The 16,104-nt window shown below is 36.1% G+C and carries 13 protein-coding genes; all 13 read left to right on the top strand.

Going from position 1 to position 16,104, the window contains the following annotated elements:
* Positions 1-53 precede the first annotated feature (53 nt).
* Positions 54-863: a GDSL-type esterase/lipase family protein gene (locus tag BQ5371_RS02235; RefSeq protein WP_071132327.1), complete on the top strand. Its 810-nt coding sequence runs from the start codon at positions 54-56 to the stop codon at positions 861-863.
* Positions 864-872: 9 nt separating this feature from the next.
* A complete protein-coding gene (locus BQ5371_RS02230) occupies positions 873-1,394 on the top strand; it encodes a DUF4358 domain-containing protein (RefSeq protein WP_071132326.1) in 522 nt (173 codons plus the stop codon).
* A complete protein-coding gene (locus tag BQ5371_RS02225; protein WP_071132325.1) occupies positions 1,384-2,784 on the top strand; it encodes an MBOAT family O-acyltransferase in 1,401 nt (466 codons plus the stop codon). The genes BQ5371_RS02230 and BQ5371_RS02225 overlap by 11 nt, the downstream gene beginning before the upstream one ends.
* 31 nt (positions 2,785-2,815) lie before the next feature.
* Complete coding sequence (locus BQ5371_RS02220; protein WP_083377387.1) at positions 2,816-4,012, top strand: DHHW family protein; 1,197 nt, start codon at positions 2,816-2,818, stop codon at positions 4,010-4,012.
* A gap of 155 nt (positions 4,013-4,167) precedes the next feature.
* Positions 4,168-4,557 carry a hypothetical protein gene (locus tag BQ5371_RS02215; protein WP_135354782.1) on the top strand — a complete coding sequence of 130 codons (390 nt, stop codon included), beginning with the start codon at positions 4,168-4,170 and terminating at the stop codon, positions 4,555-4,557.
* Positions 4,558-5,077: 520 nt separating this feature from the next.
* Positions 5,078-5,866 carry a Fic family protein gene (locus BQ5371_RS02210; protein WP_071132323.1) on the top strand — a complete coding sequence of 263 codons (789 nt, stop codon included), beginning with the start codon at positions 5,078-5,080 and terminating at the stop codon, positions 5,864-5,866.
* Between the two features lie 14 nt (positions 5,867-5,880).
* The gene (locus BQ5371_RS02205) at positions 5,881-6,669 is read left to right on the top strand and encodes a V-type ATP synthase subunit I domain-containing protein (protein ID WP_135354781.1); all 789 of its coding nucleotides are present in this window, start codon (positions 5,881-5,883) and stop codon (positions 6,667-6,669) included.
* 206 nt (positions 6,670-6,875) lie between these two features.
* Positions 6,876-9,833 carry a VaFE repeat-containing surface-anchored protein gene (locus tag BQ5371_RS02200; RefSeq protein ID WP_071132321.1) on the top strand — a complete coding sequence of 986 codons (2,958 nt, stop codon included), beginning with the start codon at positions 6,876-6,878 and terminating at the stop codon, positions 9,831-9,833.
* A gap of 145 nt (positions 9,834-9,978) precedes the next feature.
* The gene (locus tag BQ5371_RS02195) at positions 9,979-11,250 is read left to right on the top strand and encodes a Y-family DNA polymerase (protein ID WP_071132320.1); all 1,272 of its coding nucleotides are present in this window, start codon (positions 9,979-9,981) and stop codon (positions 11,248-11,250) included.
* Between the two features lie 66 nt (positions 11,251-11,316).
* Complete coding sequence (locus tag BQ5371_RS02190; protein WP_071132319.1) at positions 11,317-11,526, top strand: hypothetical protein; 210 nt, start codon at positions 11,317-11,319, stop codon at positions 11,524-11,526.
* A 128-nt stretch (positions 11,527-11,654) separates the two neighbouring features.
* Complete coding sequence (locus tag BQ5371_RS02185) at positions 11,655-12,548, top strand: cation diffusion facilitator family transporter (protein WP_071132318.1); 894 nt, start codon at positions 11,655-11,657, stop codon at positions 12,546-12,548.
* A 144-nt stretch (positions 12,549-12,692) separates the two neighbouring features.
* Complete coding sequence (gene asnS / locus BQ5371_RS02180) at positions 12,693-14,087, top strand: asparagine--tRNA ligase (RefSeq protein WP_071132317.1); 1,395 nt, start codon at positions 12,693-12,695, stop codon at positions 14,085-14,087.
* Between the two features lie 23 nt (positions 14,088-14,110).
* Positions 14,111-16,057 (top strand): elongation factor G, encoded by a 1,947-nt coding sequence (locus BQ5371_RS02175; RefSeq protein ID WP_071132316.1) that lies wholly within the window; start codon positions 14,111-14,113, stop codon positions 16,055-16,057.
* Positions 16,058-16,104: the final 47 nt, after the last annotated feature.

Raw genomic sequence — 16,104 nt, 5'->3', positions numbered from 1 at the left:
GTATTGGGTGTATTTTTTATTGTAAAAAAGCAAAAATGAAGAGGAAGATTGACTTGTCAGAAATTTTTGAAAAATATAAAAAGGCATTTATTGATAATAAGAAAGAGATAATTCGCAAGGGGTTTTATGGAGCAATTCTCCTAATTGCACTTGTTTTTATATTTAATCTTTTTAAGACCAATAAGGCAACAGATGACCTTAGCAAGGCTGATATGAAAGAAAATGCGAAATCATTAAATAGAATTGTTGCATCAGCTACAGTTGATGCAGTTCAGGCACAGCTTGATGCTATGGAACAATCAAATAATACCAAAGTCGCTGAAACGGTTAAGGCGAGATTTAAGAGAAAATTTGCAAATTCTATAGTAGTTGGAGATTCGCTGACCGAGGGACTACCGCTCTACGGCTATTTGTCTGGGGATCAGGTAGTAAGCAAGATAGGAGCCTCGATCATATATGGTGATGATATGTTTAAAAAAGCTTCATCGGCAAGGCCTAAGAATGTTTTCCTTGCGTTTGGAATGAATGACATGGGTAATTACAGGGGCGATGCAAAGGCTTTTATAAATAGATATTCCGAGCTAATAGATATGCTTCACAAGGATTCGCCAAAGACAAAGATTTATATTTGCAGTATTTCTACTCCAAGAGAGGATGCCATAAAGGACAACGCATCTATTGCCAAATATGCGGAGTTTAACGAGGCGATTAGCAAGATGTGCAAGGATAAAAAGCTCACATATATAGACATATCTAAGATTTTGCCAGAGCATCCTGAAAAGTACGCTCCAGATGGTATTCATGCAGATGCGTCTTACTATCCATTGTGGCTAAATATGATGGCGGAGGCAGCAGGTTTATAATTCAAACTTATGGAAATATTTAATAAATTAATTAATTCACTCAAAAAAATTATAGAAAGCGAGAAGAGCACCAGATATATTGAGGTGCTTTTTGTCATGCTACTCATCTCATTTATGGCATTTATATATGCAGGAGCTAGTGCAAAAGATGTTCCGCTTGATGATATAGAAGAAGAGTTGATTAAAAAAACCGACATTCAGGAGATGGAAAAATGCACCGCCAGGCAGCTTAAGCAATTCATGGGAATTGAGCAGTCTATGGTTGATGAGTACATATATTATAAAAGCAAGGAAGCACTCGGCGTTGAGGAATTGCTCATAGTAAAGGTCAAAAATCGAGGGAAGCTAACCTCTGTCCAGACGGCGGTAGAAAATAGAGTGTCGTCGCAGATAGATTTATTTGATAGCTATGGACCAAAGCAGGTTAAGCTTTTGAAGGACTCCATAGTCATGAAAAAAGGTTCGTACATATTCTACTGCACCAATGCTTATAAGGATAAGTATGAGGAGGTGTTCAAGGATGCTATTTAGCACTATCTTCTTTATATTTACCTTTTTACCTATTTTACTCGCAATATATTTCATGATACCTGCTAAAAAGATGAGGGTAAGGAATGGGGTTCTTCTCGTAGCCAGCTTGATTTTTTACAGCTGGGGTGAGCCTGTTTATGTAGCTCTTATGATTTTCAGCATCGCGTTTAACTGGTATATGTCTCTTGTGATTGAAAGGACTAAAAGCAAGGAATTAAGTGCAAAGAAGGAGCTCGTTTTTACCATAATCATAAACCTCTTTATAATGGGCTTTTTCAAATACTTTGGCTTCCTAATGGAGACAATCAATTTTGTATTTAGAACGCATATAAAGTACACGGCACTTGCACTTCCGATTGGAATTTCTTTTTACACATTCCAAGCACTTTCATATGTATTTGATGTTTACAAGGGAACGGTGGGAGCACAGAAAAATGTATTAAAGTTCGGCTTATATCTTTCATTATTTCCACAGCTTATAGCAGGACCCATAGTTAAATATAGAGATGTAGCTACGCAACTTGATTCAAGGGAATGCACCCAGCAGAAATTCGGAGAAGGGGCCTCCAGGTTTATATTTGGTTTGTCTAAGAAGGTAATCCTTGCCAATAATCTTGGGGCACTTTATGATGTCGTAACATCCATGCCACATAGCAAGGTTACCGTGATGACATATTGGATTGGAATTATCGCCTACACCTTCCAGATTTATTTTGATTTCAGCGGATATTCAGACATGGCTATTGGACTTGGAAGAATGTTTGGATTTGAATTTCTCGAAAACTTTAACTATCCATACATATCAAAATCTGTTACGGAATTTTGGCGTCGCTGGCATATGTCCTTGAGCACTTGGTTTAGGGAATATGTATACATCCCCCTCGGAGGTAATAGGGTTAGCAAAAAAAGGCATATTTTGAATCTGCTCATAGTCTGGTCGCTAACAGGCTTATGGCATGGTGCGGCATGGAATTTTGTTTTCTGGGGTACTTATTTCGGAATTATACTAGTAGTAGAAAAGTATTTGATTGGGGAATATATTGAGAAATGGAACGATGGACTGAGGCATATATATACGCTTGTGATAGTAATTATAAGCTGGGTATTCTTCTCGAGACCGGGCTTATCGGCACTAAAATATCTAGGGGTTATGTTTGGAATAGGTGCTAATGGGTTTGCTGATAGCACAACACTGTACCTTTTAAGAACAAGCATAATAATAATTATAATAAGTGCAGTTTGCAGTACGCCTAGGGTTATTGAGGAGTTCAACAGAATTTCCCGCGAAAGATATATAGCAGGAGCGGGAATACTGATGATTCTTTTCTTATTATCAGTTGCATACCTAGTCTATAGTTCATACAATCCATTCCTTTATTTTAGATTTTAATCGGTGAGCGACCGATATTTTAGATAAATCAATGAGTGACCGATATAAAGGTTATAGAAAGGCTAAAGCGAGTATATTGATAAAAGATAGAGAAAAATATTCTAATATAATAGCAGTTATATTTTGCATAACAATAGGTGTCGTTTTGATGCTCAATTTGATTGTAAAGGATAGAAAATTTTCGCCTGAAGAAAATAGAGTTCTTCAAACTGAGCCGAATTTTACAATATCGCATTATCTAGATGGACGACTTGAAAGCGAAATCGATGCTTATTCAAATGACCAATTTTTTGCAAGAAAAGGGGCAGTAAGGGTAAAGACATCGGCAGATGTGAGCATGGGAGTTCTCGAGGCAAATGGAGTTTATAGGTGTAAAGATAATTATTTAATGGAAGATATAAGCTCGCCAAATAGAAAGTATGTTGATAATTCGCTCTCTGCGATAAAGGAATTTAAGGAGAGATATAATAATATCGGCATGAGCTTTATGCTGGCACCGAATACGGCAAATATTCTTTCTGACAAGCTACCGAATGCAGTAAAACTGAGCAATCAAAATAAATACATGGACGATTTTTTCTCGAAGCTAAGTGCTACCGGAGTTAAGACAGTTGATGTTAGAAAACCTCTCATAGAGGCATCTAAAAAAAGGCAAATCTACTATAGGACGGATCACCACTGGACAAGTGATGGTGCCTATGTGGCATATTCCAAGCTTGCATCAGACCTCGGAATGGATAATAAGGTAAAGTATAAGCCGGTGATAGTAAAAAATGATTTTATCGGTACGCTGAGCTCAAAAAGCGGTTTTACAGGCGGTAAATATGACAGCATAAAGGTATTTTTGCCTGAGAAAAACAGCGGATATAAACCGTCGCTCATCTACTATCCGGAAACCAAGGAAAAGACGACAAATTTTTATAGACTTAATAATTTAAATAAGAAAGATGCTTATACGGTATTCGGAGGAAGCAATCATCCGGTATATAAGATTGAAACACCTGTTACGCCGGCGGAAAATCTCCTCTTGATAAAGGATTCATATGCAAATAGCATGATACCATTTCTTTCGCAGAATTTTAGGAAGATTGTAGTAGTTGACCCTAGGTATTATTATGATGATATAGATGATTTAATATCGGCAGAGGGAATTACTCAGGTTATGTTTTTATACAATGCGAATACATTCTTTGAAGATAATTCGCTTTCGCTCACTCTTACAAAATAGGTGGATTGAGATACAAAATTTATAATTAAAAATATGGATTTCGCTCACGAAATCAAAAGTCTTTTACCTGCTGGATAAAGGGCTTTTTTTGTTTGAGAGAAAAAATAATATTTGATAAGCTTTGGGCAAATAATTTCTTAAAAATGGAGATGGCGATGAAAGGCATTTATAGAAAAAGTTATAAGCAACCAAAGACAAGCTTTGCACTTCCAAGTTCTGCATACAAGGTGACTATAACAAGGATAAGCAGTTACGAGGAATATTTGGATATTATAAATAAAATCAAAGAAAAGAGCGTAAATATAATTACGAAGAAAGACATAGAAAATAAAAGCACTGCTGAGTTTTATGTAAAATGTATAGAAAATGGGCTTTACTGGATAGGTGAGGACAAGAGGGAAATAATATGGGAGTTCGTTACGGCGGACATCAGCTTCAAGGAACTTGCAGATAAATATAATTATAGCGAGGAATATCTTAGGGAATGTTATCAAAAATATGTGTATGGGGTGAGCCACGAGCTGGGAGAAAATCTGTATTTATAATTTGCGATTAGTGATTTAATTTCAGAAAGAACCTAAGATGCGACTGATTTAATGTGTTAATGTTATATCATAGGGAGATTATCGAATTTAAATCAGAATATTAGGAAGGGCGATAGTAGTCGCTCTTTTTTAATAAAAGAAGAGGTATGAGAGGTATGGGCGTAATTAAAACTATTTGACAAAAGATATGGAAGGATTTAAATGCAAGCATTAATATACATAGGTCACACAATAGTTGGACTAGTAATTGGAATTATGCCTACGTTGATAGTGCTGATTTTTTATAAAGCATAAGAGAAATAGCAGTTTTAGAAGATAGAATATATTGAGGTAGCAGAAAATGCAGGTGCATTCAAGAAAAATAAAATAAAAAATTAAAAGATAGTAGTTTGCGAAAATTTACATATGTTATACTTAAATTATAGAAACGTGTACCTTAAATTTCACAAATGTAAGAGGTAAAGTAGATAAGCTATTAAAATCAATGCATACAGCGTTTTGATAAGAAACAGGAGAATTTATGATAAGCATAGATTTAAAGGAAAAACAAAAGAGAATTGAGTTTGTTTTACCTGGTATAAAGGAGAAATTAAAGGATAATTTAATATCAGAACCATTTTATAAAGACTTTAAGTATTCATTTTGTTGGAGTTCTAATGCGATTGAAGGAAACACCTTATCTCTTGATGAAACCATATCTTTGCTTGAATATGATGAGGTGTCAGCAGGACATAGCTTCAGGGAATACGATGAGGCAAAGAGGCTGTATTCAGCCATTGAAAAATATCTTAGTTTTGAATATAAAGAAATTACAGAAAATTGGATAAAAGATATTGCCAAAGAAGCTACTGGAAAGGAAAAAGGATATAGAAAAGAAAATGTATATATAGGAACTCTTTTAGAAGCGATATATTATCCGCCAAGCCTTGATAAGGTAGAAGAATTAATGGCAGAATATGTAAGTAATATAAAGGCATTTAGTAAACTGAGCGTAGGAGATAAGATAAAATATATTGCAAAAAAACATATCGAGTTTGAAAGAATACATCCATTTACAGATGGTAATGGAAGGACAGGCAGGATTATATTAAATCAATCTCTCATAAATGAAGGACTGTTACCTATAGTTATAGAACCAAAATCAAAATATAGAAGTGCATTTAAGGAATATAACAATAATCAAGATACATCGCTAATGGAAAATATTATTTATAAAGGGCAGTTTAAATCCATAAAAAAGATAGAGCAAATTACAAAAAATAAAGAAATTTCACTCGGAAAATCAAAAGATATAGAGATTGAAATTTGAAGGGAGAAGAAAAAATGAAGAAAATCCTATTAATATCAAGCATATTAATCCTCGCTCTTTCCTTAACTGCTTGCGGAGTAAAAGATAAGGCGATAAAAGAGATAAAGGGAATAGACCTAAAAGCATATATGCAGGAAGACCAAAATGACCTTAAAGAGTTCAAGGAAGCATATATAAAAGACATGGAGAAGGCTAAAAACGATAAGGAGGCTGAGAAGCTTCTAAAACAGTTCAAGGAAGACCTTAAGACCTTTGCAACTAAGAAAGATAAGATTAAGACGTATAAGGAACTTGTTCTAAAAGAGGCAGGGGATAAAAAGGCTGAAGCTGAAAAGGTGCTTAAAGACTATGAGAAGAAGCTTAATGATGTTAAGTCAAATAAAGAGTTTGACAAGTTAACTAAAGAAATTAATGAAAAGCTAACGGAAAAGACAGGGGAAGCTATTTCAGTAACGACATCTGAGGTTGAAACATCTACACCAGCAGCCAAAGCATATACAAAGCAGGCATCAACAGGAAGAAGCACTAGCGGACATACTAAACAGAGAGTATGGGTTGTAGATAAAGAAGCATGGACTGAAACAGTAACCAAATACAGGACTGAAACACAGCAGTATACGGTTTATAGAGCAAACGATGGAACAGAATTCAATGATTATGCATCAGCAAATGCATATCTTGAAAAATTAAGCGAAGAGGGCATCCCTTGTCATATAGGACCAGTAACGAAAACAAGAACTGTTCAAGTTCCATATACTGAAACGATTAACCATCCTGAGGAAGGGCATTGGGAATATAGATAATTAATTTAAAATACAAACAGTTAAATCTAAGGACAGAGAAATCTGTCCTTTTTTTATATATAAAAATAAAAGGTGGTGATATACATGCTAGAGTATTTAGATAGCTCATAAATAGAAAAGATTTAATCTTGCAAGACTAACACAGGCCTAACATGCGATAAGGAGAGGGACGCCTCTCTATTTTTATTTAAAGAAAGGAAATAAAAATGCAAAAAAGATATAAAAAGCTATTAGCTTGCTTAACTATGATGTTAAGTATGTCAATGACACTATCGCCTATTATGTCATTTGCAGAAACAACTGATAATCCTAACGGAGAAGATAAGAATAATGTATCAGTAGAGCAAAATGATAAAAAGGTAGAAACAAAAACTGAAACAAAGATTGAAGATAAAGCTACTGATAAAGAGGCTAACAATAAATCAGAATCACCTAAAAAAGATGTTACTAAGGGAGCAAAGCTCACCCTTAAATCTGGAAAATATGGATATCTTGCCATTGTAAATAAAGATGAGAATGGTAAGGCTACCATCATTTCTTCAGGTGAAAGCGATACAGTTAAAGCTAATGTAGGAGATACACTTGAAATAGCAGTATATGGAAAGAATCCTAAAGTTAATCTTAAAGGAGTAGAAACTGTAGAAAAGACAGGACTGCCTGAAAGAGCAAGCCTATATAAAATAAAACTAACTGAAGAAGTTGCTAAAATGTCAGTACGTTTTGATTCTAATGGTGCAAAAGTCGTTCAAATGCTTAGAATGGCAAGAAGTGCAGCTACATCAGGAACTATAACAAGTGTAACTGGATATGGATATGGCAATGTATTACAAGCTGTTTTATCTGTTTCTGACGGTGATATGTTTGGAGTATGTTGTGAAAGACCTAATACAAATACCCCAAATAAAGGTAATGTAATGAGTCTAACAAAGGTAGATAACAATAGTGCATTAGGAAGAGTAGCATACTATGGTTATCTGAACCGTGGAAATCAGGATAGTTTATATGCAACATCAGCAGCAGCAACTTGTATCAGAGGAGCAAACCAAGGAACAAAATATGGACCTCTATCTCAGAGAATTGAAAGAGAAGCAAGAGCAGGAACACTTCCAGCAGGTCCATCAAGCTTTGAGTGCTATGTAGGTACAGCAGGGAGCAAGCAGGCAATGCTCTTTTGGAGAGATAAGCCTAAAGGTAAAGTAAAGATTCTAAAGAGTGTAGCAGATAATAAAGCACTAACGGAAGAGTGCAAGAAGATGTACTCACTAGCAGGAGCAGAGTATACAGTATATGAAGATGCTGCACTAACAAGAACGCAAGGTAAGCTAATAACTAAGGAAGATGGAAGTACCAATATACTTGAGCATACACCTGGAACATATTATGTCAAAGAAACAAAAGCACCTAAGGGATTTGCACTTGATCAAAAAGTATATACAGTAACTATAACTGCCGGTGAAACTGCAACAATCGAGTCTAAGGATAGTCCATTATTTGACCCTATTTCAATAGTGTTAAGGAAGGTTGCAGATGGAAAAAGTTATCTTAATAACGATGCAGATATGTCAGGTGCAGAGTTCAGAATCTCATATTATGATGAAATTACAGATGATGTTACAGAAAAAACTCCGACAAGAGTATGGAAGCTGAAAACAAGCAAAGCTAAAAATGGCAAATATTTTGCGATGCTCAGAAAAGCAAATATCCTTGAAGGTAGTGATGAATTATACAAGGATGAAAATGGGATAATTGTAATACCTCGTGGAACTGTTACTATGCAGGAAACGAAAGCTCCTAAGGGATTTAAAATTGATAATAATATTTACAAATTTAAGGTAGATGTTGATTCTGAAGACAATAGCGTCATTTTTAATCTTGGTAACACCCCTGAGCAGCCAAATAAGCCGTTAGTACCTAGTATCAAGACAACCGCAATGAGCGAGAACACAAAGAACAATGTAGGCGAATATGGCAAGAAGATTAAGATAATCGATAAGGTTTCATATAAGGAGCTTAGCGAGGGTGAAAAATATACCGTTAAAGGTAAGCTCATGGATAAGGCAACAGGAAAGGCACTAAAGGATAAGGACGGAAAGGAAATTACAGCTGAAAAGACCTTTACTGTAACAAAAGATAATTCCACTGTTGACGGTAACGGAGCAAGCGGAACAGTAGAGCTAACATATGAGGTTGACAGCACTCTTCTAAAGGGTAAGACAACAGTCGTATTTGAAAAGCTTTTCTATAATGATAAGGAAGTAGCAACTCACGAAGATATAAATGACGAGGCTCAGAGCGTGCATTTTCCTGACATAAAGACAGTAGCAAAATCAAAGGAAAGCGGAACGAATATAGGAAGCCCATCAAAAGAGGAAACCATCATTGATATTGTTAAGTACGATAACCTTATACCGGGTAAAGAATATACCGTTAAAGGTACATTGATGGATAAGGATACGAAGAAACCTTTAAAAGATAAGGACGGTAAAGAAATAACTGCTGAAAAGACATTTACACCTGAAAAGTCTAAAGGTTCTGTTGAACTGGTATTTGTCTATGAATCAAGCATAAGACAGGGTAAGGCAACAGTCGTATTTGAAGACCTTGAATATGACAAGATAAAGGTCGCAGTCCATGCAGACATCAATGATAAAGACCAGACTATAGTTTATCCTAAGATAGGAACAACCCTTACGGGAAAAGATGGCACTAAGACGGTCATAGCATTGAAGAACACCAAGCTCGTAGATGTAATAAGATACGAGAATCTTATACCGGGTAAGGAGTACACAATAAGAGGTGAGCTAATCGCAAAAGAAAGTGGCAAGCCCTTAGTTCAAGACGGGAAAAATGTAGAGGGATTAGCTAAGTTTACAGCGAAATCAACAAAGGGAACAGCCAATGTTGTATTTACTTTGGATACCACTAGGCTTGATAATAAGGAAATTGTAGCTTATGAAACTGTGTATAACGAAAGAGATGAAAAAGTGGTAAACCACAGTGATATCAATAATGAAGAACAGACTGTTAAGATTATCACTCCTCCCAAAACAGGAGAAATTTCATCAGCTAATAAATTGCTTTTTATAATCTTTGGAATGGGATGCCTAGAATTAATTTTAATTATCACGATAAAAAATAGAACTAATGTTCGATTTTTGGGATGAAATGTAGTATAATAATCGCACTTAAATTATTTAACTAAATTTTTGCATTGAACGGCAGTGACTTGCAGTAAATCGCAATAAAATGCAAATTCCGATAAATGGCAATAAATTTTTAATCGGTTATCTTTTAAAAGAGGAAGGGAATATGAGTGCGACAAAATCATATATTTGTATAGATCTTAAATCTTTTTATGCTTCTGTTGAGTGCGTGGAAAGAGGGCTCGACCCTATGAATACGAACCTTGTAGTTGCAGATCCAGATAGGACTGATAAGACTATTTGCCTTGCAATTACGCCGGCTATGAAAAAGCTCGGAATAAAAAATAGGTGCAGGGTATTTGAGATACCACGGGGCGTAGATTATATAATGGCAGAGCCACGAATGCAGAAGTATATAGAATACTCAGCGAATATATATGGGTTATACCTTAATTATGTATCAAAAGATGATATTCATGTTTATTCCATAGATGAAGTTTTTATAGATGTAACAAATTATCTAAGGTTATACGACAAGACGGCAAAGGAATTTGCCTCTATGATAATAGGCGATATAAAAAAGAAATACGGTATTCAGGCAACAGCGGGAATTGGGACCAACCTTTATCTTGCAAAGATAGCCATGGATATAATTGCCAAGCACGAAGATAATTTCATAGGTTGCCTTGATGAGTGGATTTATAGACAGACTCTATGGGAGCATAGACCGCTCAGAGATTTTTGGCGTATAGGACCTGCCACGGAGAAAGCCTTATCCAAAATAGGAATATATACCATGGGGGATATAGCGAGGACAGATGAAGAAATTTTATATAAAAAGTTTGGAGTAGATGCAGAGCTACTAATAGATCATGCCTTTGGAAGAGAGCCGGTTACAATCGCAGATATTAAAAGATATAAGCCTAGTTCTAGGAGCATCTCTTCAGGTCAAGTTCTTTCCCGCGACTACTCCTTTGAAGAGGCAAAGGTAATTATCAAAGAGATGATATATCAAATCTGCCTAGATATGGAGAGGGAGAAAATTAAGACGAGATCCATAAGTATTTACATAGGATATTCAAGACATTCAGGAGCAATACCTGCCAGAGGAACCGCAGGACTTATAGAGATGAGCAACTCGTATGAGGAGATAATAGGAGAAGTGATGAAAGTATATAATAGAATAAATTCATCAGGATTACCGATAAGGAAGATAAGTATCTCTTGCAATGCAATTCTTTCCGTAGAAGACGATAGACAGATTAAGATTAATTTTAATGAAAAAAACGAGAGAAAAAAGAAAAATTCTCAGAAAATAGTAATCGACATCAAGGATAAATTCGGACTTAATTCAGTATTCAAGGCAATCGATCTCAAAGAAGAGGCAACAGGACTTGAAAGGAATGGGCAGATAGGCGGACATAAGAGCGGGCATTAGACTGCATATAAAAAACTGTATATAAAATTGTATAAAATGTATAGAGTTTTAGAGAACTATATAAAAATGAAAGGTAAAAGTATGAATAAACCAAACTCAAAGATGCCAATATCCAAAAGGGCAAAGCAGTTCATGCCTTTTTCAGCACTTTCAGGTTTGAGTGCAGCCTTGGCAGAAAAAGAAATAGAAATTGAAAAAGCGTATGAAAAGACATATGAAAAAACACAAGACATATATAAGGAAGATGAAGATGATAAAATTGACTACCCTTTTTAGAGAATATATAATATTTCAATATTAAAAAAGCTGATGTTTCAGCCTATATATTATTGCCAAAATGAAAAAAGAATGAAAAATACTAAAAATGAGCAAAGAATGATAAAAAATAGTGAAAAATAGGGAAGATGAACAATAAAAAAATAGACGATAATTATGAACAAAAAATGATAAAACAGGTGTCAGCTGTAGGAATTTTCGGAAATGTCTTGCTTGTTATATTCAAGCTTTTTGCGGGAATAATAGGCAATTCAGCTGCGATGGTATCAGATGCTATTCATTCAGCTTCCGATGTCGTAGCTACGCTGGTTGCATTTATCGGAGTCAGAGCATCTAAAAAAGAAGCGGATTCTAAGCACCCATATGGACATGAGAGAATTGAATGCGTTGCCTCTTTGATTCTCGGAAGTATTTTATTTATGACAGGAATAGGAATTGGAATAGCTTCAGTAAAGAAAATCATCCTAGGTCAATCAGATGGCATTGAAAGCCCTAAGGAGATCGCACTTATAGCTGCGATAATTTCAATAGTTACTAAAGAGGTAATGTTTAGATATACAAGAGCTGTGGCGAAGAAGCTAAATTCAGATGCTTTTATGGCAGACGCTTGGCATCATCGCTCTGATGCTTTTTCATCAATAGGCTCGCTCATAGGGATAGGAGCTGCCATGCTTGGGTTTAAGATAATGGATCCCATTGCAGGGCTCATAATTTGTATATTCATATTTAAAATAGCCTTTGATGTAATAATGGTTGCCATATCTAAAATGCTTGATACATCATGTGGCAAGGAATATGAAGATAAGATGACCAATTTTATTTCAGCTCAAGAGGGAGTCATCGGAGTAGATTTGCTAAGGACGAGAACCTTTGGTAACAAAATATATGTAGACGCAGAAATCTCTGTAGATGGAAATTTAAGGTTGAGAGAAGCTCATAGCATAGCAGAGAGAGTACATAACGAAGTTGAAAACAATTTTGATAATATAAAACATATAATGATTCATGTGAACCCTAGGTAAATATCCCAAAATAGATAATATTAATATTATACTAACTAACATCTAAAGCATGGAAAAGGCAACATCACTATGTTATAATTTGTTTGTTGTATATCGCTACGAGTGATAGAATAAATTTGTATAAAGAAAGGGAACCGAGCAAGAATGGAAAGTGTAAGAATTAGGGATTTGTTTCGTAGTGCTGAATCATATGCAGATAAGGAAGTATGTGTTAGAGGCTGGGTTAGAAATAATAGAGGCTCTAGCAAATATTGTTTTCTTAATGTAAATGATGGTACATTTTTTTCGCCGGTGCAGGTGATATGCGAGGCAGACAAGCTCGATAATTTTGCAGAAATATCTAAATTTAAGCTCTCGTCAGGAGTGATGATAAGGGGTGTTTTAAAACTGACGCCTAATTCACAGCAACCATTTGAAATTCAAGCAGAAGAAGTGGTTCTTGAAGCTGACTCAGACTCAGATTATCCATTGCAAAATAAAAGACATTCTATGGAATTTCTTAGAGAAATTGCACACCTAAGACCTAGAAGCAATACATTTCAAGCGGTATTCAGAGTAAGAAGTATGCTTGCATATGCTGTTCATAAATTTTTCCAAGAGAAAGGATTTATATATGCACACACTCCAATAATAACCGGAAGTGATGCAGAGGGTGCAGGAGAGATGTTCAAGGTAACAACGCTTGACTTTGAAAGCATACCAAGGACGGAGGACGGAGAAGTAGATTATAGCAAGGATTTTTTCGGCAAGGAAACAAATCTCACCGTTTCGGGGCAACTTGAAGCAGAGATTATGGCACTTGCATTTAGAGATGTATACACATTTGGACCTACATTCAGAGCAGAAAACTCAAATACTGCAAGACACGCATCTGAGTTTTGGATGATAGAGCCAGAGATGGCTTTTGCAGATTTAAATAAGAATATGGAAGTTGCAGAGGAGATGATTAAATATCTCATCAAATATCTTCTTGACAATGCTCCTGAAGAGATGGAATTTTTCAATAAGAGGATTGACAAGGGATTAATTGAAAGGCTAATCCATGTTGTAAACTCTGATTTTGAAAGGGTTACATATACAAAGGCGATAGAGATTTTAACCAAGGCGGACAAGAAATTTGAATATCCTGTTGAATGGGGGATTGACCTTCAGACAGAGCATGAGAGATATTTGACAGAAGAAATTTATAAGAAGCCTATATTTGTAACAGACTATCCTAAGGACATCAAAGCATTTTATATGAGAGTTAATGAAGATAATAAGACGGTTGCCGCTTGTGACCTGCTTGTTCCGGGAGTAGGCGAGATTATCGGTGGTAGCCAGAGAGAAGAGAGGTATGATGTTCTCGTAGATAAGATGAAAGAGCTTGAAATGCCAATTGAGCCATACTCATGGTATTTAGATTTAAGAAAGTATGGAGGGGTAAAACATTCAGGCTTTGGACTCGGATTTGAGAGAATGTTGATGTATGTTACAGGCATGAGCAATATAAGAGATGTCCTGCCATTTCCTAGAACACCTAAGACAGCTGAATTTTAATAAAATATCAAGGAGGAACTTTGATGAAAGGTTACAAGACAGAGAAGATTAGAAATGTCATTTTACTTGGACATGGAAACTGCGGAAAGACAACTTTTTTGGAGGCTGCACTAAAGTATACCGGTGCAATTAATAGGATGGGTCGAGTTGAGGACGGAAACACAGTTTCTGACTATGACAAGATGGAAATTGCTAAGGGATACTCTATAAATACTACCCTTGTACCGGTTGAATATAAGGGATTTAAGTATAATTTTCTCGATACTCCGGGATTCTTTGACTTCATAGGAGAGGTTAGATCTGCACTCAGCACAGCTGCGGCTGCGATTATAATGGTTGATGCTTCTGCAGGAATACAGGTTGGAACTGAAAAAGCATGGAAAGAGTGCAAAAAGGCAAAGACACCTGTATTTATGGTTATGACCAAGATAGATAAGGAAAATGTAGATTGCGATGCAGTAATAGCAGAGCTTAGAGAAAAATTTGGAAATTCTGTAGTAACTGATGAAGATGAAGATGCACTCAATGAGGCAATTGCAGCTACGGATGAAGAATTGATGGAGAAATTTTTTGAGGGCGAAGCATTTACCGAAGAAGAATTTAACAATGGACTTCGCAGAGGAATTGGTACAGGTGAAATCGTTCCTGTCATAAAGACATCATCTATGACTGAAGATGGAATTGATGAAGTCCTTCGCTCAATTAATAGATATATTCCGGAGCCTACAAAGCACGCACCATATATTGGAAAAGACTTTAATGACAATGAGGTTGAGGTAGCTACAAAGGTTGATGGAGATCCTATTTTATTCGTATTTAAGACTATAGCAGATCCATTCCTAGGTAAGATTTCTTATGCAAAGGTTTTGACTGGACAGATTAAATCGGGAACTGAGATGTATAACCCTAGAACGCAAAAATCTGAAAAGCTCGGAGCTATGTTCTTTGTAAGAGGAAAAGAGCAGGTTGCAGCAACTGAGGTCAATGCGGGAGATATGGTTGCACTTGCTAAACTGCAGAATACTAAGACGGGCGACACACTATGCCTTAAGGATAAGGCAGTTGAAATGCCTAGAATAGAATTTCCAAAACCTAATTACTTTGTTGCTGTTGAAGCTAAGGATAAGAATGATGAAGAAAAGATGGCACAGGGACTTTTCAAGCTGATGGAAGAAGATCCATCATTTGTTCTTGAGAGAAATTCAGAAACTCATCAGAGCCTCTTAGGCGGACAGGGAGACATTCAGCTAAGTATAATTAGAGATAAATTAAAATCAAAATATGGAGTTGAGATACAGACAGTGCCTCAGAAGATTGCATATAGAGAAACTATAAAGGGCAATTCTGATGTTCAAGGTAAACATAAGAAGCAGACGGGAGGAGCAGGTCAGTATGGAGATGTACATATAAGATTTTCTCCGTCACAACAGGAATTTGAATTTAGCGAAGAACTCTTCGGTGGCTCGATACCTAAGAACTATGTTCCAGCTGTAGAAAAAGGACTTATCGAGAGCATGGAAAAGGGACCGCTTGCAGGATGCAAGGTTGTAAATATCAAAGCCGTATTATATGACGGTTCATATCACGATGTTGATTCCAACGAAATGGCATTTAAGATTGCAGCTTCTCTGGCATTCAAAAAGGGTATTCAAGAAGCTAAGCCTTGCCTACTTGAGCCGATTATGAAGATGGATATTATCGTTCCTGAGAAATACACAGGTGATGTAATGGGCGATATGAACAAGAGGAGAGGAAGAATACTTGGAATGGATCCTGCAGAAGACGGAGGCACAACCGTGCTCCATGCAGAAGCTCCACAGGCTGAACTTTTCGACTATTCCATAGTTTTGAGGGCAATGACACAAGCTAGAGGAGAATTTACACTTGAATTTGATAGATATGATGAAGTGCCATCTAATATAGCACAGAAGGTAATATCTGAATATCAAGATGATAAAGAAAAGAAATAAGAATTAGCAGATTATGGCAGGAGCCTATCGCTTAGACGAGAGGCTCC

Source organism: Alterileibacterium massiliense (assembly GCF_900104645.1).
Classification (GTDB): Bacteria; Bacillota; Clostridia; order Peptostreptococcales; family Anaerovoracaceae; genus Alterileibacterium; species Alterileibacterium massiliense.
The sequence above is the reverse complement of the archived record's forward strand: the minus strand, read 5'-3'. Positions and strand labels throughout refer to the sequence as shown.

Coding starts and splice junctions, on each gene's coding strand:
- BQ5371_RS02230 (WP_071132326.1), top strand. CDS start 873: ATGGAAATATTTAATAAATTAATTAATTCACTCAAAAAAATTATAGAA.
- BQ5371_RS02225 (WP_071132325.1), top strand. CDS start 1,384: ATGCTATTTAGCACTATCTTCTTTATATTTACCTTTTTACCTATTTTA.
- BQ5371_RS02220 (WP_083377387.1), top strand. CDS start 2,816: ATGAGTGACCGATATAAAGGTTATAGAAAGGCTAAAGCGAGTATATTG.
- BQ5371_RS02215 (WP_135354782.1), top strand. CDS start 4,168: ATGAAAGGCATTTATAGAAAAAGTTATAAGCAACCAAAGACAAGCTTT.
- BQ5371_RS02210 (WP_071132323.1), top strand. CDS start 5,078: ATGATAAGCATAGATTTAAAGGAAAAACAAAAGAGAATTGAGTTTGTT.
- BQ5371_RS02205 (WP_135354781.1), top strand. CDS start 5,881: ATGAAGAAAATCCTATTAATATCAAGCATATTAATCCTCGCTCTTTCC.
- BQ5371_RS02200 (WP_071132321.1), top strand. CDS start 6,876: ATGCAAAAAAGATATAAAAAGCTATTAGCTTGCTTAACTATGATGTTA.
- BQ5371_RS02195 (WP_071132320.1), top strand. CDS start 9,979: ATGAGTGCGACAAAATCATATATTTGTATAGATCTTAAATCTTTTTAT.
- BQ5371_RS02190 (WP_071132319.1), top strand. CDS start 11,317: ATGAAAGGTAAAAGTATGAATAAACCAAACTCAAAGATGCCAATATCC.
- BQ5371_RS02185 (WP_071132318.1), top strand. CDS start 11,655: ATGAACAATAAAAAAATAGACGATAATTATGAACAAAAAATGATAAAA.
- asnS (WP_071132317.1), top strand. CDS start 12,693: ATGGAAAGTGTAAGAATTAGGGATTTGTTTCGTAGTGCTGAATCATAT.
- BQ5371_RS02175 (WP_071132316.1), top strand. CDS start 14,111: ATGAAAGGTTACAAGACAGAGAAGATTAGAAATGTCATTTTACTTGGA.